This is a genomic window from Lactobacillus hominis DSM 23910 = CRBIP 24.179 (assembly GCF_000296835.1).
Taxonomy (GTDB): Bacteria; Bacillota; Bacilli; order Lactobacillales; family Lactobacillaceae; genus Lactobacillus; species Lactobacillus hominis.
The window spans coordinates 1-23,105 of sequence record NZ_CAKE01000017.1; the positions used below are offsets into that span (position 1 = coordinate 1).

Annotated in this window: 20 protein-coding genes, 1 pseudogene and 1 other annotated feature; of the genes and pseudogenes, 4 read left to right on the top strand and 17 right to left on the bottom strand. The window is 35.0% G+C overall.

Annotated elements, in window-relative coordinates; translation table 11 throughout:
• Positions 1–122 precede the first annotated feature (122 nt).
• From BN55_RS06440 to BN55_RS06465, 6 genes and pseudogenes are all read right to left on the bottom strand, one after another.
• Positions 123–731: pseudogene (locus tag BN55_RS06440) on the bottom strand (family 1 glycosylhydrolase); the annotation flags it as partial.
• Positions 732–1,160: 429 nt separating this feature from the next.
• A complete protein-coding gene (locus tag BN55_RS06445) occupies positions 1,161–1,895 on the bottom strand; it encodes an amino acid ABC transporter ATP-binding protein (protein ID WP_008471180.1) in 735 nt (244 codons plus the stop codon).
• Positions 1,888–3,369: an ABC transporter substrate-binding protein/permease gene (locus BN55_RS06450; protein WP_008471182.1), complete on the bottom strand. Its 1,482-nt coding sequence runs from the start codon at positions 3,367–3,369 to the stop codon at positions 1,888–1,890. The genes BN55_RS06445 and BN55_RS06450 overlap by 8 nt, the downstream gene beginning before the upstream one ends.
• Before the next feature lie 107 nt (positions 3,370–3,476).
• Positions 3,477–4,790: a replication-associated recombination protein A gene (locus BN55_RS06455; RefSeq protein WP_008471183.1), complete on the bottom strand. Its 1,314-nt coding sequence runs from the start codon at positions 4,788–4,790 to the stop codon at positions 3,477–3,479.
• The gene (locus tag BN55_RS06460; RefSeq protein WP_008471184.1) at positions 4,787–5,644 is read right to left on the bottom strand and encodes a patatin-like phospholipase family protein; all 858 of its coding nucleotides are present in this window, start codon (positions 5,642–5,644) and stop codon (positions 4,787–4,789) included. Before BN55_RS06460 ends, BN55_RS06455 begins: the two co-directional genes overlap by 4 nt.
• 73 nt (positions 5,645–5,717) lie before the next feature.
• Positions 5,718–7,079, bottom strand: a complete 1,362-nt coding sequence (locus tag BN55_RS06465; RefSeq protein ID WP_008471185.1) for an MFS transporter — start codon at positions 7,077–7,079, stop codon at positions 5,718–5,720.
• A gap of 182 nt (positions 7,080–7,261) precedes the next feature.
• Between BN55_RS06465 and udk the strand changes: the two genes are divergently transcribed.
• Positions 7,262–7,900 carry a uridine kinase gene (udk, locus tag BN55_RS06470; protein ID WP_008471186.1) on the top strand — a complete coding sequence of 213 codons (639 nt, stop codon included), beginning with the start codon at positions 7,262–7,264 and terminating at the stop codon, positions 7,898–7,900.
• A 58-nt stretch (positions 7,901–7,958) separates the two neighbouring features.
• Here the strand turns inward: udk and BN55_RS06475 are convergent, their stop codons facing one another.
• Both BN55_RS06475 and BN55_RS06480 read right to left on the bottom strand, forming a co-directional pair.
• Positions 7,959–8,756, bottom strand: coding sequence for a DUF4097 family beta strand repeat-containing protein (locus BN55_RS06475; protein WP_040469447.1), 798 nt, complete (start codon positions 8,754–8,756; stop codon positions 7,959–7,961).
• A 122-nt stretch (positions 8,757–8,878) separates the two neighbouring features.
• Positions 8,879–10,810 carry a PTS sugar transporter subunit IIABC gene (locus BN55_RS06480; protein ID WP_008471188.1) on the bottom strand — a complete coding sequence of 644 codons (1,932 nt, stop codon included), beginning with the start codon at positions 10,808–10,810 and terminating at the stop codon, positions 8,879–8,881.
• 177 nt (positions 10,811–10,987) lie between these two features.
• Here BN55_RS06480 and treR point away from each other — a divergent pair, with 177 nt between their 5' ends.
• Both treR and treC read left to right on the top strand, forming a co-directional pair.
• Complete coding sequence (gene treR / locus BN55_RS06485) at positions 10,988–11,710, top strand: trehalose operon repressor (protein WP_008471189.1); 723 nt, start codon at positions 10,988–10,990, stop codon at positions 11,708–11,710.
• A gap of 12 nt (positions 11,711–11,722) precedes the next feature.
• Positions 11,723–13,381, top strand: coding sequence for an alpha,alpha-phosphotrehalase (treC, locus tag BN55_RS06490; RefSeq protein WP_008471191.1), 1,659 nt, complete (start codon positions 11,723–11,725; stop codon positions 13,379–13,381).
• 53 nt (positions 13,382–13,434) lie between these two features.
• Here treC and BN55_RS06495 read toward each other — a convergent pair whose 3' ends face one another.
• The 9 genes from BN55_RS06495 to BN55_RS06535 all read right to left on the bottom strand — a co-directional run bounded on the left by BN55_RS06495 (position 13,435) and on the right by BN55_RS06535 (position 22,430).
• Positions 13,435–14,088 carry an amino acid ABC transporter permease gene (locus BN55_RS06495; RefSeq protein ID WP_008471193.1) on the bottom strand — a complete coding sequence of 218 codons (654 nt, stop codon included), beginning with the start codon at positions 14,086–14,088 and terminating at the stop codon, positions 13,435–13,437.
• Positions 14,089–14,098: 10 nt separating this feature from the next.
• Positions 14,099–14,740, bottom strand: coding sequence for an amino acid ABC transporter permease (locus BN55_RS06500; RefSeq protein ID WP_008471194.1), 642 nt, complete (start codon positions 14,738–14,740; stop codon positions 14,099–14,101).
• A complete protein-coding gene (locus tag BN55_RS06505) occupies positions 14,737–15,561 on the bottom strand; it encodes a transporter substrate-binding domain-containing protein (RefSeq protein ID WP_008471195.1) in 825 nt (274 codons plus the stop codon). The genes BN55_RS06500 and BN55_RS06505 overlap by 4 nt, the downstream gene beginning before the upstream one ends.
• Positions 15,562–15,569: 8 nt before the next feature.
• Positions 15,570–16,307, bottom strand: a complete 738-nt coding sequence (locus BN55_RS06510; protein WP_008471196.1) for an amino acid ABC transporter ATP-binding protein — start codon at positions 16,305–16,307, stop codon at positions 15,570–15,572.
• Between the two features lie 69 nt (positions 16,308–16,376).
• Positions 16,377–16,596: a binding site (T-box leader), on the bottom strand.
• Between the two features lie 50 nt (positions 16,597–16,646).
• Positions 16,647–17,471 carry a transporter substrate-binding domain-containing protein gene (locus tag BN55_RS06515; protein ID WP_008471197.1) on the bottom strand — a complete coding sequence of 275 codons (825 nt, stop codon included), beginning with the start codon at positions 17,469–17,471 and terminating at the stop codon, positions 16,647–16,649.
• Positions 17,472–17,523: 52 nt separating this feature from the next.
• A complete protein-coding gene (locus BN55_RS06520; RefSeq protein ID WP_008471198.1) occupies positions 17,524–19,293 on the bottom strand; it encodes an ABC transporter ATP-binding protein in 1,770 nt (589 codons plus the stop codon).
• Positions 19,286–21,019 (bottom strand): ABC transporter ATP-binding protein, encoded by a 1,734-nt coding sequence (locus BN55_RS06525; RefSeq protein WP_008471200.1) that lies wholly within the window; start codon positions 21,017–21,019, stop codon positions 19,286–19,288. The genes BN55_RS06520 and BN55_RS06525 overlap by 8 nt, the downstream gene beginning before the upstream one ends.
• Positions 21,016–21,465, bottom strand: a complete 450-nt coding sequence (locus BN55_RS06530; RefSeq protein WP_008471201.1) for a MarR family winged helix-turn-helix transcriptional regulator — start codon at positions 21,463–21,465, stop codon at positions 21,016–21,018. The genes BN55_RS06525 and BN55_RS06530 overlap by 4 nt, the downstream gene beginning before the upstream one ends.
• 110 nt (positions 21,466–21,575) lie before the next feature.
• Positions 21,576–22,430 carry an alpha/beta hydrolase gene (locus BN55_RS06535; protein WP_008471202.1) on the bottom strand — a complete coding sequence of 285 codons (855 nt, stop codon included), beginning with the start codon at positions 22,428–22,430 and terminating at the stop codon, positions 21,576–21,578.
• Between the two features lie 143 nt (positions 22,431–22,573).
• Between BN55_RS06535 and BN55_RS06540 the strand changes: the two genes are divergently transcribed.
• Positions 22,574–22,957, top strand: coding sequence for an MFS transporter (locus BN55_RS06540; protein WP_008471203.1), 384 nt, complete (start codon positions 22,574–22,576; stop codon positions 22,955–22,957).
• Positions 22,958–23,105: the final 148 nt, after the last annotated feature.

Sequence of the window (23,105 nt, forward strand, 5' to 3'; positions counted from 1 at the left end):
TTATTGTAAATACCAATTTTGTCTTGTTTAGATAATTTAGCCATAAATAAAAACCTCGAAATTCTTGTCCGAATTTCGGGGTTCATATCATTCTGGATTCCTTTATTTCCATATTAATTTAATTAAGCTAAATCTTTCCCATTGGATTCAATTACTTTCTTATACCAGTAGAATGAATCTTTTGGCATTCTCTTTAAGCTGCCTCTTCCTTCATCATCGCGATCGACATAGATAAAGCCATAACGCTTAGACATTTGACCAGTACCAGCACTAACTAAGTCAATACACCCCCAAGTAGTGTAGCCAATCAAATCTACGCCATCATCGATTGCACGCTCCATAGCTTCAATATGCATTCTCAAATAGTCAATTCTATAATTATCGTGAATCTTGCCGTCATCGCTGATCTTATCAACAGCACCAAGACCATTTTCTACAACCATCATTGGAATGTCATAGCGATCATACATCACTTCCAGATAGTATTGCAATCCATCTGGATCAGTTGCCCAGCCCCACTCTGAATACTTCAGGTAAGGATTCTTAGCGCCTGCCGCAAAGTTACCGCTCATCTTGTCTTTTACTTCGTGAGTAGTTACAACATTACTCATGTAGTAAGAAAATGTATAAATATCAACTTTTCCTTCAAGCAAATCTTTTCTATCTTGGTCAGTAATATCTAAATGAACATTGTGTTCATTCCATAAACGCTTAGCATAAGTTGGATGACGTAATTCTCCTTGATAAGTATTTAATTTCTTATCTCTTAATAGATTCATAAATTTGGGATAAGTACTTATTTCAACATCGTTTTTACTATATTTATTAATTTCAGAAACAGTTTTTGCAATATTATGAACAATATTCATCTGATCGATTCCAGATGGGATTAAAACATCACTATTATTGCCATTGTCTGCTTCAGATTGAATTCCTTTATCCAATCTATTAGCGACAAATTCTTTCAAATTATGTTTAGAAACTAAATCAATTTGACCAGTATAGTATCCAAAGGAAAGTTTGTGCATATATTTATAAATTAGTAATGATCTCACATTTCCATCTCAAATGGAAATTAAATATTATCAATACAAAAAGCGATCTCTTCAAACTATAAATTCAAAGAGATCGCTTTCGTATCAACATATTCTTCTTTTATTCTACAATACCTTAGACAAAAATTCTTGAGCACGTTTGCTTTGAGGATGATCAAATATTTCTTCGGGACTGCCTTTTTCCTGTAAATATCCGTCAGCCATAAACCAGACTTCGTCACTAACTTCTTTAGCAAAGCCCATTTCATGCGTTACAATGACCATTGTCATTCCTGAATTAGCCAAATCCTGCATAGTTTTTAAAACTTCGCCAACCATCTCAGGATCAAGCGCACTTGTCGGCTCATCGAATAGCATTACTTCTGGATCCATTGCTAGTGCCCGAGCAATAGCTACACGCTGCTGCTGACCACCAGATAAACTAGATGGGAATTGGCTTGCTCGATCTGCTAGTCCAACTTTTTCAAGCAATTCCATGGCTTTTGTTTGCGCTTCTTTTTCACTGACGCTTTTTACTTTCATCGGAGCTAGTTTTATATTTTCAACTACATTCATATTAGGAAAAAGATTGAAGCTTTGAAAAACCATACCCATTTTTTCACGTAATTCGTCTAATTCTTTTTCACCAATATGAGTTAAATCTTTACCTTCAAAAATCACTTTACCACTACTTGGTGTCTCTAGTACGTTTAGACAGCGCAAAAAAGTACTTTTACCTGAGCCAGAAGGTCCAATAATACTAATAACTTGCTCTTTGTTTACAACAGCCGAAATATCTTTTAATACTTCTTTCTTGCCAAAACTTTTTTTGAGGTGCTCGATTTCGATCATTTTAGTCATTGCGCTTCATCCTCTTTTCAAAGTAGTTCAATAATCTGGTAAGTGAAAATGTCATAATGAAGTAAATAATCATTGCGATAAATAATGGTAAAACTCCACGGTAAGTAGACGTCTGGACCAATTGAGTTTGATACATCAATTCGCTAACTCCAATTACTGAAACCAGCGAACTATCTTTAAGCAAGGTAATGAACTCATTTCCTAAAGCAGGCCAAATATTTTTAATAGCTTGTGGAATAATAACATATCTAAATGCTTTGACGCGACTTAATCCTAGACAGCGCGCGGCTTCCATTTGTCCTTTAGGAAGCGAGTCGATACCTGAGCGAATATCTTCTGCCACATAAGCTCCAGAATTAAGACCAATAGCAATAATTCCGGCAACGATGGCTGATAAGTTAGAAATCAAATAACCGATGCCAAAGTACACAAATAAAATTTGAACCATTTGTGGCGTTCCACGAATAAATTCGATATAGCAAACAGCAACCCAGTGCAAAATAGGATTCTTAGAAAAACGCATCAAAGCAAGTAAAGTACCTAAGATAATACCAATTAAAACTGAGAAGATGGTAATTACAATGGTATACCAGATACCTTTAAAGAAATATGGAATGTATTTTGCAAAAGTATTGTTTTTCTGCGTTGTCTTCATATACTTTGCAGCTGCTGGCAAGAACTTTTTATCAACCAATTTATCCTTTTTAACCTTATTGATTGTTTTGTTCACTTGAGCTACCAAATCATTTTGACCTTTAGCAATTGCTACAGCATTTCCAGCTTGGCTATCTTTGATATCAGATCTAACAGCCACTAAGCTCTTATTATTTTGAGCATATGCTTTAGCAGTCAATTCTTCCATTAAAACTGCTTGCACTTTGCCTGATTGCAAAGCTAAAACCAAATTGTTGATCTTACCTAAACCTTTAGCTTTAGAAGACTTCATCTGACTTTGAATTTCATCATATTGAATTGAGCCAGTCTGTGCTCCTACAGTTTTGCCTTTTAACTTGCTGATCGTGTCATATTTATCACGATCTTTTTTATTTAATAAGAAAAATTCACCACTTGGTTTGTAATAAATTTTGGAAAATGCAACGCTCTTTTTTCTTTCTGCAGTAGGCGTCATGGCTGAGATAACCATGTCCACTTTTCCAGTTTCTAGAGCAACTAGCAATGAATCAAACGACATGTTTTTAATAACTAATTTCACGCCCATATCTTTAGCGATTTGGCGCGCTAATTCGATATCAACACCAACATAGCGCGTTTTGCCGTTTTCACTAGCGGTAAATTCAAGCGGTGGATAATCAGCTGATGTACCAACTACTAATTTGCCGCTTTTTTTTATATTCTTTAAAACTGTGCCCTGTTCGATTTTTTTAGCGGAAGCATAAGTTGTTGCCGGCGTAAGCAAGCTAACTGCAGCAAATAATAGCGCTAAGAAAAAAGTTATCCATTTTTTCTTTGTCATCGAACTCCTCTTTCATTATTATATTAAGCCTTTAAATATTTTTTAATTATAGCGAAAAAATAACTCTCAGTGCAAGAGCAAATTAAAAAGCCAGTTTTCACTAGCTTTTACTCGTCCTGCTTTTCATGCCATTTTTGTATCTGCTCTAATCGCTGTTTAAAACGAATTTCATGACCTTGTTCTGTTGGAAAATAGTAATGATGCCCCACTAAATTATCAGGCATTGTCTGCATCGACGTGATTTTATCCTTTGTATCATGGGCATATTGATAGTTTTTACCATAGCCCGCTTCTTTCATCAGTTTTGTGACACCATTGCGAATTTGCAAAGGAACCGGCTGATTCAAAGTTTCTTTAACATCTTTAGCCACATTTTGTGTTGCCATATAAATAGCATTTGATTTCGGTGCAAGCGAAAGATAAATCACCAGCTCTGTTAAGTGAACATTGCACTCCGGCATCCCTAAAAACTGGCATGCTTGATAAACATTAATCGCTAAATTCAAGGCATTCATATCCGCTAGTCCAATATCTTCGCTAGCAAAACGAACGCATCTTCTAGCGATATATAGCGGATCTTCACCACCTTCTAGCATCCTAGTTAACCAATAAATGGCACTATCAACATCGCTATTGCGCATAGATTTATGAAGAGCAGAAATCACATTATAGTGATCTTCACCATTTTTATCATATTTTAAAGTTTTGCCGCCTAAAATTTGCGTTAGCAAATCACTATCAGTTTTTATTCTGCCATCACTTTCGATATCGCTGTTTTCTACAATCATTTCTAAAGTATTTAAGGCGCTGCGAGCATCTCCATCAGCAAAAATAGCAATTTGATGCAAGATCTTACAATCTATATTCAGCGTTTGGTCAAAGCCTTCTTTTAAAGCACGCTCCAGCATTTTACTGATTTCGGCTTCATCAAGCTGCTTCAATACGAAAACTCGACAACGCGAAAGTAGCGCTGAATTAACTTCAAAAGAAGGGTTTTCAGTAGTTGCTCCGATTAAAACAATAGAGCCATTTTCCACAAACGGCAAAAAGGCATCTTGTTGCGCCTTATTAAAGCGGTGAATTTCATCCACAAAAACAATAGTCTTTTGTCCTAAATCAGCATTCTTTTCAGCATCGCCCATTACCTTTTTAATATCTTTAATTGAGCTGGTAACTGCTGAAAATGAAATAAACTCAGCTTTAGTATGCCGCGCAATTACACGTGCCAGTGTCGTCTTGCCCACTCCTGGCGGTCCCCATAAAATCATCGATGGCACCTGATCTTGGTCGATCATCTGACGCAAGATCTTTCCCTTACCAAGCAAATGGCTTTGTCCAACAATTTCATCTAAAGTTTGCGGACGCATTCTGCTAGCCAAAGGTTCATTATTTTTATTTGTAAAAAGAGATTCTTGTTTCATGATTGTTTTAAAAATACTTTCAAAGAAGACATATTTTCAACCATCGTCTTTCTTCCAATTTCATAAACTCTAGTTAACTCTCGGGGATCTTTTTCCATTGTCCCAATGTTTAAAGTATGCGGTGGTCTGATTACAAAGATCTGTTTACTTCTTTCTTGTTTGGCAATTTTATCTAAGACAGCATTGTAATCCTGCGTTCTAGTTTTTAGTCTTTTTAAAACTTGAGGATATTTATGCAAAATTGCTTTTAAAAAAAGATAGGTATGTTTGTTAACTTTGCGATATTCTTTTGGCTGAGTTAAAACAACAAGATTGCGATTATAGCCACGCTTTTCAAAAAATTCTAATGGTATCGAATCACTTACTCCACCGTCCCAATAATAACGATTGCCAATTTTAACAGGTCTTGCAAAAAATGGAATTGACGATGAAGCCCTAATCCACTGCAAATCAGCTGTTTTTCCATTAATTAGTTTATGATAAACTGGATCGCCGGTTTGAATATCAGTTGCTACGCACCAAAATTCCATTGGATCCTTTGCAAAAGTTTCGGCATCAAAGATATCTAATTCTTCTGGCAATTCCCGATAACAAAAATCAGCTCCATACAAATCGCCGGTTTTAAGCCAAGACTGCCAACTAGATAAGCGTGGATCGCGCGCATAGCGTACATTGTATCTTAAAACTCGACCGACTTGGTGCGACTTATAATTTACTCCAAAGGCAGCACCTGCAGACACCCCGATCGCACCATCGAATTTAATATTGTTTTCTAATAGCACATCTTGCACTCCTGCACTAAATAAGCCGCGCATTGCGCCACCTTCAAATACGATACCAGTTTTTGCTTTCACTTAATCAGATCCTTTATCTTAATTAAGGTCATTTTATCACGAAAAAAGCTCACCTTTTAAGTGAGCTTCTCATTTATTCAGTTTTATCTTTCTTTGCATTTAAAATCCAGTTATACTTCTTGGTAAAACCAAACAGCAAAACAAGACTCAAAATCACATACAATGCAGTTGCAATATAGTATGCATATGAATAACCAATTGGTTTACGTAATAAGTAAAATTCTGTAAATAAACCATCAACAATACCGATTACTGCATAAGCAATTTGCACGACTGCTGTAAAAGCAGGTCGCATGTCTTTGTCAACAATGACCATTTGAATTTCTTGTTGAATCGGCATAGTTGCGTTAGCTAAACCTGATCTTAAAAAGAGCAATACACCGACCGTGATAAACAAAGTTACTCCAGTACCAAAATTGCGTCCGTTAGCCATCATAAACATCAATGGCGCACAAGTTAAAGTACCTGCTGCAATTGATACAATCGCACCTAATTTTTTAGCTAAAAATGGAGCAAAGAAGTAACCAATAAACATTGCGGCTGTCTGGAAAGTATTAATCGTTGAAGTTATTCCCCGGGGAATATGCAAAAAGTCATTCAAATAAATTGGAATATATGGCACTACCAATCTAGCACCTAATTGGATACCTGCAATATAGGCAATCCACATTAAAGTATCTTTATTGATTAAAGCCTTAAAAGCAGCTTTCTTTTCTTCAGGAGTTTCTGCCTTCTTTTTATCAACTGTACGATAATCTTGTGGCTCATCTTTAATAAAGAATGCCAAAAAGAATGCGAGCATATTGAAAATTGCTGTTGCAATTAATACCCAGCGATAAGCATTGGTATAATTCGTTAGCATCATGCCATACATTGCTTGCGGGTGAGCTGATAAATTAGAGGCTGAATCATAAGAAATGCCCTGCAATAAGCTAAAGAACCAGACAACAGCCTTTCCACCAATAAAAGTTAAAATAGTCTGGCATACCAAGTTAACAACCATTACGACCGTGAACATCTTAGTTCTAATTTCTTTTGGTACATAAGAAGTCCACATCAAAGGATACATCAAATCATAAACACCAATCGCGGTCCATGAAATAATGTAAGAAAACATAATAATGACTTGATTTTGTGTAACCGTCGTTAAAAACAAAAAGATTGACGTCAATGGTGGCAGTACAAGTAAGATTTTCCGATAACCAAAATCATGCACTGTCACAATCATTAGCGACATCAATAAAGCAGTGATAGCATTAAAAATATTTAATCCAGAAATCAAATGCGGTGCAACTATATCAAAATACGATAAAGCTGCATCGTTTGTAATCCCTGTTACTGCGCCTAAAATCCCATAAATCCATAAATATAGATAAACATTCTTTTTATAGCGTGGTTTCCATTGCTTAATTACGGCTTTTTCTGAAGCTGTCACAAATATAACCTTCATTCTAAACTGATATCTAACGTAAAATTCGCAACTATTCTGTAACCATCCTATTTTATCTTAATCCTCTTTTAGAAAAAATGCACAAAATCTCGCAAACTTTTCGATAAACGCCCCATTTTGCCTGATTTTAGAGTATTATTGTTATAGTTTAAAAAAGGAGTACAGGAATGTTAAAGAGTAAACGCCCTATTATCATCGGTATTGCCGGTGGATCCGGAAGTGGAAAAACAACAATTGCCCATGAAATTTACGATCAGTTGCAGCAAGACGATCACATTTTAATTATGACTCAAGATTCTTACTACAAGAATAATGATGATCTTCCGATGTCTGAGAGAAAAAAGATCAATTACGATCATCCAGATGCATTTGATATGCCCTTACTCGTCGAACAATTAGAAGATCTGATGTCATATAGATCTGTTGAAACGCCAGTTTATGACTTTACTGCTCATACTCGAAGCACGCGCACTATTCATACAGAACCTGCTGATATCATTATCTTAGAAGGTATTTTAGTCTTAGCTGAAGAAGAGCTGCGTAATTTAATGAATATTAAGGTCTTTGTTGATACAGATGATGATATTCGTTTTATTCGTCGTCTAGAGCGCGACACTCAAGAACGAGGCCGTTCAGTAGAATCTGTCATTGATCAATATTTAGCAACAGTTAAACCAATGTACAATCAATTCATCGAACCCACCAAGCGATATGCGGACATTATTGTACCAGAAGGTGGAGAAAATACTGTCGCTATCGACATGCTTACTACTAAAATTCGTTCAGTTTTAAGCGATGTTCAATAATTAAAACAAAAAGCTTACGAAGCATTGATTTTTTTATTAAATGCTACGCAAGCTTTTTTTACTGAATAACATTATCGCCATCCACTGTTTGCATATTTAAAATATAACCTGCTGGATCAGGATCATTTTCGATCACATTTTGTCCATTAACAGTCTTAAAGACAGCCTTCTTAACATTTACGCTCCATACTGTATTAGTGCCTTCAATATTTTTAACAAAATAATCACTATCAAAATGAACATGATCGATCGTTAAGTTGCCGCATTTTAACTGACTATCGCCACCTGCAATAGAACTATCAGTTAATGAAACATTGCCATTAGCTATCGATAAATGCATATCTGCAAGTGTCGAACCTGACACTTTAATTTCGCCATTGTAAGTCGTTAATTTTCCGTCGCCTAATTTACTATTTCTAACAGTCACATTGCCGTCGCTAGTTTCAAGTAAAGCTTCACTAGCTTGACTTCGTCGCACGCGCACACGCCCCTGGCTAGATTTGAGCCACATACGTTCACTATCAAGATCAACAATCTCAATGTTTCCTTCATTTGTTTGCAAATCAAGACTATTTAAGGCATGATCTTTAGGCACGGTAATAGTTAAAACTTGCTCTGGATTTTGAGAAAATTGCACGAGATGTGTTTTTTGCTTAAAAGATAGACTGCCATTTTCTTGTTTTAATTGTGGAAGCATACTTTCTTTTCCCACAAAGCTAGCTTTAAATTCTGAACCAACTTCTAATACAACATTGCATTCAGTTAACTTCGTGCTAAGACTAGAAAATGCCCTCAAATCAAAAGAATGCTGAATTACTTTATCTTCTTTTTTAGCAAATAATTTCAAAAACATCATCTCACTCCTCGCGAAATTAAATTTATATTAATTATATTAATAATTAATGGCTTTTTCAAATATTTTTTATATTTTGCTAATAAAAAAGTCTTAAGGCGATTTCCTTAAGACTTCTCATTTATTTAATTAGTTCCTGGTCTCTTCTTTTTAGCTACTTTAGCGCCCTTAGTCATGTTGTCATTGTAGCCCCAGAACCAAGTTACTAAGAAGGCAACAATAATTGTAACTAAACTTGCAAGTAAGAAAGTGTAGAAACTTGATAAATCAGTTGGATGTTTTGGATTGAAGAATGATGAAAATCCAATTAAGCCGCCGGTAAAGCCATACATCGTTCCGTGCATTAAACCAGTAACAAGACCACCAAATGCAGAACCAATACAACCAGAAATAAATACTTTCTTGTATCTCAAACTGATACCATAAACAGCTGGTTCAGTAACACCGCACATTGCAGAAATAGTTGAAGCAAAACCTAATTCCTTTAAGTCCTCTTTCTTAGACTTAATAGCAACAGCTAATACGGCAGCACCTTGAGCAATCATTGATGAACAAATAATTGCGTTCAATGCACTTTCGCCAGTTCCGGCAATTTGTTGAGCAACCAGCGGCACAACGCCCCAGTGAAGGCCAAAGATAACCAATACTTGGTAAAAGCCACCGATTATAAATCCGCCGATCCAGCCAGAAGCGTGAACTAACCAATTGATGAAGACCGCAATACCGTTAGCGATACCTTGAATAATTGGACCAGTTACAGTTAAAGTCAAAATTGAAACTACCAAAACTGTAATTAATGGTACAAAAATCATTTGTAAGTATGAAGGTAGCCATTTCTTAAGCCAAACTTCGCATTCTTTAGCTAACCATGCAGCTAAAATCATTGGGAAAATTGAGTAAGTGTAGTTTAAGAATTCAAACTTAATTCCACCAACTTCAAACATTGTCTTAAAGGCTTTGCCCCATTCAACTAACTGTGGATAAACTAGCGCTCCACCAATTACTGCAGCAATTATTGGATCAGAATTTAATCTTTTGGCTGCACAATAACCTACTAAAATTGGTAAGAAGAAAAACGATGCATCAGCAATTGCACTAATGGTAATGTAAGGCGTACTTTTAATACTTAATAAACTACCTAATTGAGGTAAAGTTAATAAAGCTAAAATACCTTTAATAATACCAGCTGCAGCAATTACTCCGATAATTGGACTCATAGATCCAGTGATAAAACCAATTAAATTGCCAAAACCGCGACTAATTGGATTTTTACCATCGTCTTTAGGTTGTGGCATTTCTTGATTACCTAAGTCGCCGAGTTGCTTAACAACTTCATCATAAACGCTAGCAACTTCATTACCAATTACAACTTGATACTGTCCTGAAGCATGCATTACGTCTAAAATTCCACGTTGATTCTTTAAAGTATCGTCATCAGCTTTATTTTCATCTTTTAAGTAAAAACGCAATCTGGTAATACAGTGGATTACATTATTAACATTGTCTTTTCCACCAACTTCTTTAATGATGAAAGTAGCTAAATCTTTATGAGAAAGTTTTTTATTTGAATGGCTTTCTTCTTGTTTTTCATCTTTCAAATAGGCAGTCGCAACAACTTGACCGGCTTCTGCCTTTCCTTCAGTTACATCTAATCCTGCTAATTTATCAGCTGAATTAGTAACTAAAACCATAATAGTGGTATCTAATCCTTTAGCTTTAATTTGATCAAGGTCCATTTCAGCGATTGGATCGCCTGCTTTTACTTCTTGATCGGCCTTAATTTTAATTTCAAAAGGCTTTCCTTTTAAGCCTACGGTATCAATGCCCATATGAACTAATACTTCAAGTCCATCGTCAGTCACAATACCAACGGCATGCTTACTATCAGCAATCATTGTAACCTTACCAGAAACTGGTGCTACAACATGACCATGCGTCGGCGTTAAACCAAATCCCTGACCCATAGTTCCTTGAGAAAATATTGGATCAGAGGTTTTTTCTAAAGCAATTACGGCACCAGTAGCAGGTGCTAATAAGTTAACTGTCTTATCTGCCATAATTTCATTCTCTCCTAGTTGAATTCGCTTTCATTTATTTCATGTATTATATTATGCTTGTCTAGACAAGATGTCAATATAAATTTTGTAACCGTTTCATTTTATTTTATATCAATAAATATAAATATCTTTACATGTCTAGGCATGTAAGTATAATAAAAGACAGAGGTGAAAAAAATGGAGTCAAAATCAGATATCATCGCACAAGATATCGCAAACAAAATAAAGCATGAGCTTTATCATTCTGGCGATTACATCCCTAGTGAAAAACAACTCACTACTTTATATGGAACATCGCGCGAAACTGTTCGCCGTGCTTTAGACCAGCTTACAGAATTAGGCTTAATTCAAAAAATCAAGGGTAAGGGCTCGTTAGTCTTAGATCTTGATCGCTACACCTTTCCAATCTCAGGCATTACGAGTTTTGCTGAATTAAATCATGGCCTAAATATGAAGGCCCAAACAAAAGTCATAACCTTTGAAAAATGCTCTCATCTTCCAGAAAAGTTTCTTCCCTACTTTAAAGAAGAAGCTGATAGCTGCGGCACTCATATCGAGCGTTTACGGATAATTCAAGATGAACCAGATGTCCTAGATTGCGATTATCTGCTAGATCCTCCGATTACAGATATTTCTAAATCTGCCGCTGAAAAATCAATTTATCAATATTTAGAACAGGAATTAGGTCTATCAATTTCTTATGCAACTAAAGAAATCACCGTCACCAAGGTTGACAATGACATCCAGAAACTGCTTAATCTAGACAACGAGATGGCTGTCTTAGTAGCAAGTAGAAACTATCTAGAAGATACAACTAAGTTTGAACTCACCTTGTCTTATCACAGACCTGATAGGTTTAAATTCGTCGACTTTGCGCGCAGAAAACATATTAAATTATAGAAAGGCTTTATTATGAATAATTTAGGCAAAAAAGTTATCTACCAAATCTATCCCAAATCTTTTTATGACTCAAATAATGATGGGATCGGCGATCTACGCGGAATTATTGAAAAAATCGACTATATCAAGAAATTAAATGTCGATATGATCTGGTTTAATCCTTTCTTTGTTTCTCCACAAAATGATAATGGCTATGACATTGCCGACTACAAAAAAATCGACCCTCGCTTTGGTACGATGGCCGATTTTGAAGAATTAGTAGCAAAATTAAAAGAAATCAATATTGGTGTAATGCTAGATATGGTATTAAATCATTGCTCAACTGAACACGAATGGTTTAAAAAAGCATTAGCTGGCGATAAAAAATACCAAGATTTCTTTTACTTAAGAAAGGGAAAAAATGGCAAATTGCCTAACAACTGGCAATCTAAATTTGGTGGTCCTGCTTGGGCAAAATTTGGCGATAGCGACTATTACTACTTGCACCTTTATGGTCCAACGCAAGCAGATCTAAACTGGCATAATCCGCATGTTCGCAAAGCCTTAATCGACGTTGTTAACTTTTGGCGCGCTAAAGGAGTTCATGGCTTTAGATTTGACGTAATTAACGTTACTGGTAAAGACGAAAAACTAGTTGATTCAATTAACCCTACTCAAGAAAAGAGTCTTTATACAGATACCCCAATCGTGCAAGACTACCTCAAACAGTTAAATAAAGAATCCTTCGGACAAGATCCTGATAGCGTCACTGTTGGTGAAATGTCTTCAACGACTATTGAAAATTCGATTGCTTATACTCGTCCGCAAGATCACGAACTATCAATGGTCTTTACTTTCCACCACTTAAAAGTTGACTACAAAGATGGTGAGAAATGGTCAATTATGCCATTTAACTTCAAGAAATTAAAAGACATTATGCTTACTTGGAATTCTAAAATTGACCAAGGCGGCGGCTGGCAAGCCCTATTTTGGAATAATCATGACCAGCCTTGGGCCCTAAATCGTTTTGGTAACACCGGTAAATACCGCGTTCAATCTGCACAAATGCTGGCTGTAGCTCTGCATTTTCTTAAAGGAACACCATACATTTATATGGGTGAAGAATTGGGGATGATGGATCCACACTACAAGTCAATTGATGACTATGTTGATATCGAAGCTCTTAACGCTTATCAGGAATTACTTGATAAAGGAATAGATAAAAAGCAAGCTTTCAAAATTATTAATGCAAAAGCTCGAGATAACTCACGTGTACCAATGCACTGGGATGATTCTGAATATGCTGGCTTTAGTAATGTGAAGCCATGGCTCATGCCGACTGATCAAGACAGAATTAATGTCAAAAAAGAATTAGCTCAAGGGGAAATTTTCAATTTCTATCAAAAACTAATTAAATTGCGTAAAACTGAGAAATTAATTTCAGATGGTCACATTAAGCCTCTTCTACAAGATCACGATAGTGTCATGGCATACGAAAGATATCTTGATGACAGCAAACAAAAGATTATAGTTTTAGCAAACTTCTTTGATAAAGAAACTAAAGTCCAAATTCCAGCAGAATTTGCTCAAAATAAAGCTAAAGTCTTAATTAGCAACTATCCAAATGACACTAGTAAACTTAGCGATAGCTTAACATTAAAGCCTTACGAAGCAGTAGCTTTTAAAATTTAATTTAAAGCATCAAAAAAACAGCATGAATCATGCTGTTTTTATTTTTGCTTAAATTATGCATATTTCTTTTGTAAATGATTGGCAATCATTGATAAAGTAAAACATACCACAAAGTACATTACTGAAATAATGACATACATTGGAATTAAGTATGTAGTATTTTGACTATATATAATCTGTGCGTGGAAAAGCAATTCTGGTAGCACAATTATAGTAGCTAGTGAAGTATCCTTAACCAAAGATACAAATTGTGAAAGTAGTGACGGAATCATCTTTTGCAAAGCTTGTGGAATTACCACATGATACATTGCCTGCATGTAAGTCATTCCGTTTGAACGAGCACCTTCCATTTGACCTGGATCAACTGCTGCAATACCACTTCTCACAATTTCAGCAAGCATTGCGCCTTCAAAGACAACCAAGGCAATAATTGAAGCCACTGTCGGATTGGTAATAATCCCTAATTCCGGTAAACCAAAATACGTGAAAAAGATTATCAAAAGTAGCGGCAAGTTACGAATTATATCTATTACAAAGCCTACGATTGCCGATAAATATTTGATTTTCACATAGCGGATAAAGCCAAACACTAAGCCTAAAATAAAGCTTAAAACGATTGAAATTAATGAAACATAGATTGTCACCCACAAACCTTGGAGCAAAAAGCGGATATCAATCCATGAATATGCATGAATAAAGTTTTCCATATCTTTCCTCCTATGCTGCTAGTTTCTTTTCTAAGTGACGCATGTAATAACTTAACGGCAAAGTTAATACTAAATAAAATAGTCCAACTGCCATGTAAGTATTAATTGTTTCAAAAGATGAAAAAGCAATTACGTCAGCTTGATACATCAAATCAAATCCCGCTACAAAGGCTAAAACTGAAGAGTTCTTAATTAAATTAATGAATTGGTTACCCAATGGTGGAATTACTATTTTTAAAGCTTGGGGCAAAATCACATAGCGCATTGCTTGAGTATAAGTCATCCCATTTGAACGCGCACCTTCCATTTGCCCGTCGCCAACAGAATTAATACCAGATCTAACAGTTTCAGCGATAAAAGCTGAAGTATATAAAGTTAATCCAATTGTACCGGCCGCAAAGCCAGAAACTTTAAACAAAATTTGCGGAACTACCAAGTAAAAAATCATCGTAATAACTAAAAGAGGTATATTACGGAAAATTTCAATATAAATATGAGCAATTACACGAGCAAATTTATTAGGTGCGACTTCTAAAAGAGCGAAGCCCACTCCTAAAATCAAGCTGAAAAACAGTGCAATTAAACTACATAAGATTGTATTCCAAAAGCCAGATAAAAACTCTGACCAGTGATTAACTAAAATATTGATCACGCTTTTTCAACCTCCTTAATATTAAATCCTGGAATGCCACCGAACCATTTTTCAACTAAACGATGATAAGTACCATCTTTTCTTAACTCAGTCAAAGCGCTATCTAAATGATCGCGCATCTGCGTTTGTCCTTTATTTACGGCGATACCATAAGGCTCACTAGTGTAAGTGCCCCCGACTAGCTTAAAGCCTTTATTTTCGCGCGCAATTCCGGCTAACAGTCCATTATCTGTCGTCATTGCTTGACCTTGACCTGCTTTTAACGCTGTAAAAGCTTGACCATAATCATCAAATTCTAAGATTCTAGCTTTCGGAGCAAACTTTTTAACATTATCAACTGCCGTAGTTCCTTTTACCGCAAGAGCGGTTTTACCATTTAAATCCTTAATATTTTTTATAGTCGAATTTTCTGGAACCAATAATGATTGTCCAGCCATAAAATATGGCGCTGTGAAATCTACTTGCTTTTTACGATCAGGCGTAATGGTCATTGTTGCTAAAATAGCATCGATATTGCCATTTTTTAATAATGGAATTCTTGTTTTAGGCGTAGTTTGTACAAACTCAGTTTTGGCATTTTTACCATACATTTTCTTAGTTAAGGCATTAGCTAAATCCACTTCAAAGCCTTCGATTTTACCAGTTTTAATACTCATTAAACCAAATAACCGCGTATCTGCTTTAACGCCCCAAACTACGGTCTTGCTTTGCTTAGTTTCTTGATAAACATTACGGTTTTGCGATTTTTTACTACAGCCACTAGCAAATAAAACAAGTCCGAAAACAAATGGCACAGCCAAAAATTTGAACCATTTTTTCATAAGCACACCTACTTAGCAATAACCTTGCTTAAAAATTGTTGTGCACGTTCAGTCTTAGGATGTGCAAAAAACTCTTCTGGTTTACTATCTTCTAAGATCTGTCCTTGATCAAAGAAAATCAAACGATCGCCCACTTCGCGAGCAAATCCCATTTCGTGGGTAACTACAACCATTGTGATACCTTGTTCTGCAACAAATTTCATAACATCTAACACATCTTGGATCATTTCTGGATCAAGCGCACTAGTTGGTTCATCAAATAAAATTGCTTTAGGTCTCATTGCAAGTGAACGTGCAATAGCTACACGTTGTTTTTGACCACCAGACAATTGTCTTGGATAACGATCTGCCCAATCAGCTAAGTCCACTTTTTCTAAAAGATCCATAGCGATCTTTTTGTTTTCTTCATCATCGCGGTGTAAAACGATCTTTGGAGCTAAAGTAATATTTTCTAAAACTGTATGGTTGTCGTATAAATTGAAGTGCTGGAAAACCATCCCAACATTTTTTCTAATCTTGTTTAAATCAGTCTTTTTATCGGCAAGATCATATCCAGTAACCAATAATTGTCCTGAATTAATTGGCTCTAAACCATTCATTGTACGAATTAAAGTACTCTTACCAGAACCAGAAGGTCCAATGATTGAAACAACTGATCCTTCTTCAATAGAAAGATTAATGTCTTTTAAGGCATGATATTTGCCGTAATATTTATCAACATGCTTAAATTCAATAATTGCGCTCATTTTTAACTCCCTTCAGCTTTCTAAAAAATTCTTTCAGAAACAAAGAAAAAGCCTCTCGTTTCCTAATGTAATCAGGACGAAAGGCTTTTTTCCGCGGTACCACCCAAATTGTCTAATAAAAACTTAGACCAACTTTATCAACGCTGTAACGTGGCGCACACGGCATATCTTTTAAATAAGCAACCTTGTAAAAGAGTGTCTTTCAACTTAACGGGGGTCTGCTAGCTTTTCACTACCGCCAGCTCACTGTAAGAATCGTTAACCTACTTTTCTCTTTTATAGTTTTTAAATTAAATAATGATTACATTAAATAATATTTTTCTAAAAAACGCAAGTCCTTTAATCAAGTTCAGCTTGTTTAACGTCAAAACCAGGAATATTTCCGAACCATTTTTTGATTAATTTATGATAGGTTCCATCTTTTTTTAACTCTACTAAAGCTTTATTAATTTTATTGAGCAGCTGTTTTTGGCCTTTATTAACAGCAATTCCATACGGCTCGCTAGTGTAAGTACCGCCAACTAATTTATAGCCCTTATTTTCTGTAGCAATTCCTGCAAGCAAACCATTATCGGTTGTCATTGCTTGGCCTTGGCCTGCCTTTAACGCAGTAAAGGCTTGACCATAATCATCAAATTCTAAGACTTTTGCCCTAGGAGCAAACTTTCTTACATTGGCTACAGCCGTTGTTCCTTTTACAGCTAAAGCTGTCTTACCATTTAAATCTTTAATATTTTTAATTTGTGAATTATCGGGAACTAAAAGCGACTGTCCGGCATTAAAGTATGGCTTACTAAAGTCGACTTGTTTTTTACGCTCTGACGTAATTGTCATGGCAGCGAGTACTGCATCGATATTACCATTTTTTAAGAGTGGCAACTTAGTTTTGGCAGTTGTTTGGGTAAATTCAGCTTTGGCGTTTTTACCTAAAATCTTTTTAGTTAAAGCATTAGCTAAATCCACTTCAAAGCCTTCAATTTTTCCAGTTTTAATATCCATTAAGCCAAATAAACGCGTATCTGCTTTAACGCCCCACATAATTGAATTATTGCTTTTAGCTTCGCTATAGACATTTCTCGTCTTTTTCTGGCAAGCAGACAAACTAAATAAAGCCATGAATACTAATAATAAAGAAAATAGTTTGCTCAATTTATTTTTCTTCATTAAATTAAAACTTCCCTCCTAACAAATAAAATAGAGGAATGTTCCCTCTATTTTATTCAAATGCCATTTGATTAGTATATAAGCTGTAATAAAAGCCGCGCTTTTTAATTAATTCATCGTGATTTCCTTGTTCAATGACATTTCCGTCTTTTAATACTACTATTTTATCGGAATTTAGGATTGTCTTCAAACGGTGAGCAATAACAAAGCTCGTTCTGCCTGCAATTACCGCATCCATGGCTTTTTGAATCTTAGCTTCCGTAACAGTATCAACGTTGGAAGTTGCTTCATCTAAAATCAAGAATTCTGGATCAGTTAAGATAGTGCGTGCAATTGAAATAAGCTGCTTTTGTCCCGTTGAAAAGACAGAATTTTCTTCAGAAACCTGGGTATTATAGCCATCTGGCAAACTAGAAATAAAGTCATGAATATTTGCTTCCTTAGCTGCTGCAATAACTTGATCATGACTGGCATCAGGCTTACCGTACTTAATGTTATCTTCTATAGTTCCGGTAAATAAAACTGAATCTTGTAAAACAATGCCAACATTATTTCTTAAAGACTCTAAGGTAATATCCCGGACATCGACCCCATCAAAAGTAACTTTTCCTTTATTAACATCATAGAAACGATTGACTAAATTCATAATCGTTGTTTTTCCTGATCCTGTAGGACCAACTACCGCAACCGATTTTCCTTTATCAACCTCAATATTTACGCCATGCAAAATTTCTTTGCCTGGAACATAGCTAAAGTGAACATTTTCTAGTTTTACGCCATCTTTAATCCCTGTTAAAACTTTTCCATTTGCTACAGTATCTTCTTCACCTTGCTTTTCAACATTGGCTAAACGACGACCGCCAGTTAACGCTAATTGGATCATAGAATAAATTGATGTTAACTGAGTCAATGGTTGAAAGTAAGTTTGCGAATATTCTACAAAGGCAACAATTAAACCTAATCCCACAGCATGACTCACTTGATTAGTAACTATTAACCAAGCACCACCACCAATAACAATTGCCAAGTTTAATAAAGAAAGTCCTTGAAGAAGCGGAAATAACATCCCTGAGTAAAACTGCCCTTTAAACATAGCATTACGTACATCGTTATTATAGTGTCTAAAATTTTGTACAGATTCTTTTTGTAAGCCATTAGTAATGATTACTTTTTGCCCGTTGATTTGTTCATTAACATATCCGTTTAAATCGCTTATTTTATCTTGTTGTGCATCAAGATATTTGCGTGCTTTTTTCATGATAATAATGCTAATAACAATAATTAATGGTGTCGTGGCAACTGTAAAAATTGCCATTTTCGCATTCACCATAAACATCATAATAATAGAGCCGATAAATAAAGCACTTTGCGAAATCACCTCAAACATAGCGTTATTCATTGCATTAAAAATATTATCTAAATCTGAATTGAATAAAGAAAGCAATTTTCCATCTTGATGAGTATCAAAATAGCGAATTAGCATTCTTTGAAACTTAGAAAAAAGATTTTCACGCATATCATTTGTTGCATCAGCATTAAATTTAGACATTACCATCCATGCAATAAACATAGCAATAATTCCTAAGGCATACGAGCCTGCCATATACGCTAAAGCACTATAAAAATAGTTTAGATCTAGTTTTCCTTGACCAATTTTAGTTGCTGCATTAGTTAGATCACGCACTGCATTTCCCAAAAATAAAGGTCCAATAACTTGAGAAAGCGTAGAAATTAAAGATAAAAAAATAACTACTAAAATGCCTTTCCAATATTTTCTAAAATACTTAACAAAATATTGCAATGCCATTTTATTCTCACTCATCTAAGTCACCTCTTTTTTCTTTTGCTTTTTGAGTACGATAAATATCTTGATAAATTGGAGAAGTCTTTAATAACTCTTCATGAGTTCCTTGGGCAACTAATTTTCCATCATCTAATACCAAAATATTATCTGCATTTCTCACAGAAACAATTTTTTCTGCGATAATCATTGTTGTAGTTTCTTTGAGATCATGTTCTAAAGCATGCTGCACTAATTTTTCAGACTTTGCGTCTAAAGCCGAAGTTGAATCATCCAAAATCAAAATTGGTGGATTACTGATTACTCCGCGAGCGATTGACAAACGTTGTTTTTGTCCACCAGAAAAGTTGGCAGATCTTTCTTCAACTTCATGATCAAATTCATCAGGATATTTTCCAACAAATTCCTGTGCTTGTGCAATTTCAGAGGCACGCTTTAGTTCGTAATTTGTCGCATCGCGTTTTCCTTGACGCAAGTTTGAAGCAATCGTTCCAGAAAATAAGATTGCCTTTTGTAAAACCATTGAAACTGTATTACGTAGTGACTTTTCGCCAATATCCTTGAGATTTTTGCCACCAATTTTAATTTCTCCAGAATCTGGATCATACAAACGTGGAATAAGCTGAGCCAAGGTGGTTTTACCAGAACCCGTTGCACCAACTACTCCAACCATTTGTCCTGGTTTAACTTTGAAAGAAATATTTTTTAAAGTTGGCTTATCAGCATCTGGATAAGTAAATGTAACATTATCAAACTCAATACTGCCTTTTTGTGGTTTATCGTCATCAGTTACAATAAATTGAACATCAGGCTGGGTATTTAAAACTTCACCAATTCTATTTAGTGACACATTACCACGAGAAAAACTCATCATTACCATTCCACCAATTAAAATAGTAAATAACAATGTCAAAATATAAGAAACGTATGGCGAAACCACAGTAACATCAGTTGGGTGAGACTGAATACTAGTTCCAACTAGAAAAATAACCAGTGAAATAATCAAATATGCAATTAACATAAAAGCTGGCATAATTGCTGAAATCCAATAACCAATTTTAATATTTAGATCGTTTAAACCATCAGAAGTCTTATTGAACTTTTTAATTTCGTTATCTTCTTGATTAAACGATTTAACAACACGTACGCCTTGCAAGTTTTCTTTAACTTGAGTAGAAATACGATCCATATAAACCTGAAATTTTGAAAACAATGCATTCATATGACGCACTACAAAATACCCTACGCCCAACATAGCAACAACCATTAAAACTGCTGCCCACCAGTAACGAGGAATAGTAATAATTGCTAAAGCAAAGGACCCTAATAGAATAATGGGAATTCTAAGGAGCTGCATAAACAGCGTCATAATCATATTCATAATCTGGTTCATGTCGTTAATTAAACGCACTACCAAAGAACCAGAAGAAAATTTTTCAATATTTCCTAAAGAAAAGCTTTGAATTTTTGCATAAGTTTCTTCTCGTAAGTCAGAAGTAACTCCTTGTGCAACTTTAGCTGCATAATAAACATTAAAAATCCCAGCAGCGATTGCTAAGATACCTAAAACGATAAGCCAGATTCCGTCTTTTAAAACTTCACTTTGGCGATCTGCCAAAATAGCTTTTTGAATATCTTCTAAAACTCTAGGCTGCCATAAGGTAGCAAACGCAGAAATAATAATTGAAATTACAGCTCCAATTATTTCTTTATGATAATTTTTAAAATGTGGTTTTAAAATTCTCATTTAGCACTTTCCCTCTTTTCTTTTTCTAAAACTTGCCAAAAAGCCTCGCTCCATTCTTCATTTAAGGCAATTAATTGTCGCATCTTTTCAGGACCTAATTTGGCCGCAACTTCGTCTTCTAACTTTATTAATGAGGAAATTTTTTCTTTGGCATATTTTTTTCCACTTGCAGTTAATTGACAGTACTTAACACGATTATCTTTAGCATCAATAGTCAAACTAAGATAACCTTTTTCTTGTAGTTGATGAATTCCTTTGTTAATCGACTGTTTTGGAAAACTACTGCGATTCACAATCTCTTTTTGTGTTAGCTTTTTGCTAAGTAGTAGCTCATACAAGATTATCGTCAAATAGCTGGCCATATGATGTCGACGATCCCATTCTTCATAGCCTTTACTGCCACGTACAATTGCTAAATTTAATTTTTCTGTTTCACTATTTTTCATATCCACCTCAAAAATAGTAATTTTATGGACTAATTAGTTAAATATATTAGTATCTATGTGGACTATTGTCAAGATCAAAAAAAGAAAACTACAATTAGCAGTTTTCTTTATTACTTATTCCACAAAAATTTAATGATCAATTTATCCACTTGTGTATTTTCATGAAGTTTACTATGTTGCGCCTTCGCTCCCTTAATTTCTACTTCTTTATAAGATTTTGCGCGTCCATTTATTAAATAACGATATGTTTGAGCTGATGCTACAGAAACTGAGCCATCCCCACGTGAGCCATCTTCTTTATCACCATAAATATTCAAAACTTCAATTTGTCGAGGATAATGTCTTCGCAGTGGTAATAGCTGCTTAAAGCTCAGGGCAAACTCATCAGGCTTGCCAGTGGACCTATCAATAATTTTGCCTTGGCGACCAACTTTCTCTCCCAGCCAGCCATTATAATGTCCTGCAATTGAGACGATCTTATTTATTTCAGGTAACTTTTGATTATCATAATTTTCATTAATATAGTTAGCTACCATCAAATTACCATAAGAATGTCCTACAAAATTAATCTTTTTAAATTTATATTTTCTTGTCAAAGCCTTTACGACAGCTAAAACATTCTTGCTTGACCCGTTACTGCTATCTTGCAAATTAACTTCTACAATTGGATTCTTCGTTTTTGAAGGTATTTGTCCTATAAATGTAACTTTATTATCTGAACTGACATCAGCTCGAATTACTATATTAGTTACATGTGCTTTTTTAGCTGCACTAGTCATATGCTCTTCTGCCTTATAGCTAGAGCCATAACCATGGAAAAATAATGTTGGCGTCCCAATTTCGATAGTTGATCTTTGATTATCTTTTTTTACTTGGTCTTGCTTCAACCAGTAATATGCGCCTATACCCGCAACTAGAATAACTGCGATCATAAGTGTTGCGATTAAGATTTTGATCTTTTTCATTGTTAAATTTCTATCCCTTAAACTTACATTTAATAAGTATATTTTATCAAAAAAGTTGCTTACGAGAAAAATTTTATTATGCTATTCTGATCAGCGACGCATTTTAATAATGGATATCGAAATAAGGAGAGTTATTTAAATAAATGGAAAATAAAGAACACACAGTTATGAAAGTCATAGTTTGCGTAACTACTACTTCCCCAGTTTGGTACATTATTTTAGCCCACGTTGTCTTGATGGTTGGTTGTCCTTTAGCAATGTCACCATCTCAAACTTATGCTTTAAACGCTATTCAAGAACCAGTTGCTGCTGACGGCTCCACAATAATGAACACCTTACAACAAATCGTAGGTGCCATTGCCACTGCTATTTCTACAATCTTGCTTTCTGTAGGTCAAAATTTTGCTGGCAATGTAAGTAAAGCTCAAGCTTTCACTAATGGAACACACTATGGCTTTTACTTTTCAATTGTTTTAATCGTTATCGGTTTGCTTTTATCATTTAAGATCAAGAATACTGAGAATTAATTCAGAAATTCATATTATAATAGAAGAAACTAAAAAAGATGTTTTTATCAATTTTTGAGATAAAAACATCTTTTTATTTAACTAAGTAAAGGATTATTTATGCGAATTTTTGAAGGCATCGGCTTAATTATTTATCTATTTTTAACTG

What these genes read in the sequence shown, in the direction of transcription:
- BN55_RS06445 (WP_008471180.1), bottom strand. Translation starts at nt 1,895, where the DNA reads ATGACTAAAATGATCGAAATCGAGCACCTCAAAAAAAGTTTTGGCAAG.
- BN55_RS06450 (WP_008471182.1), bottom strand. Translation starts at nt 3,369, where the DNA reads ATGACAAAGAAAAAATGGATAACTTTTTTCTTAGCGCTATTATTTGCT.
- BN55_RS06455 (WP_008471183.1), bottom strand. Translation starts at nt 4,790, where the DNA reads ATGAAACAAGAATCTCTTTTTACAAATAAAAATAATGAACCTTTGGCT.
- udk (WP_008471186.1), top strand. Translation starts at nt 7,262, where the DNA reads ATGTTAAAGAGTAAACGCCCTATTATCATCGGTATTGCCGGTGGATCC.
- BN55_RS06475 (WP_040469447.1), bottom strand. Translation starts at nt 8,756, where the DNA reads ATGATGTTTTTGAAATTATTTGCTAAAAAAGAAGATAAAGTAATTCAG.
- BN55_RS06480 (WP_008471188.1), bottom strand. Translation starts at nt 10,810, where the DNA reads ATGGCAGATAAGACAGTTAACTTATTAGCACCTGCTACTGGTGCCGTA.
- treR (WP_008471189.1), top strand. Translation starts at nt 10,988, where the DNA reads ATGGAGTCAAAATCAGATATCATCGCACAAGATATCGCAAACAAAATA.
- treC (WP_008471191.1), top strand. Translation starts at nt 11,723, where the DNA reads ATGAATAATTTAGGCAAAAAAGTTATCTACCAAATCTATCCCAAATCT.
- BN55_RS06495 (WP_008471193.1), bottom strand. Translation starts at nt 14,088, where the DNA reads ATGGAAAACTTTATTCATGCATATTCATGGATTGATATCCGCTTTTTG.
- BN55_RS06505 (WP_008471195.1), bottom strand. Translation starts at nt 15,561, where the DNA reads ATGAAAAAATGGTTCAAATTTTTGGCTGTGCCATTTGTTTTCGGACTT.
- BN55_RS06510 (WP_008471196.1), bottom strand. Translation starts at nt 16,307, where the DNA reads ATGAGCGCAATTATTGAATTTAAGCATGTTGATAAATATTACGGCAAA.
- BN55_RS06515 (WP_008471197.1), bottom strand. Translation starts at nt 17,471, where the DNA reads ATGAAGAAAAATAAATTGAGCAAACTATTTTCTTTATTATTAGTATTC.
- BN55_RS06520 (WP_008471198.1), bottom strand. Translation starts at nt 19,293, where the DNA reads ATGAGTGAGAATAAAATGGCATTGCAATATTTTGTTAAGTATTTTAGA.
- BN55_RS06525 (WP_008471200.1), bottom strand. Translation starts at nt 21,019, where the DNA reads ATGAGAATTTTAAAACCACATTTTAAAAATTATCATAAAGAAATAATT.
- BN55_RS06530 (WP_008471201.1), bottom strand. Translation starts at nt 21,465, where the DNA reads ATGAAAAATAGTGAAACAGAAAAATTAAATTTAGCAATTGTACGTGGC.
- BN55_RS06535 (WP_008471202.1), bottom strand. Translation starts at nt 22,430, where the DNA reads ATGAAAAAGATCAAAATCTTAATCGCAACACTTATGATCGCAGTTATT.
- BN55_RS06540 (WP_008471203.1), top strand. Translation starts at nt 22,574, where the DNA reads ATGGAAAATAAAGAACACACAGTTATGAAAGTCATAGTTTGCGTAACT.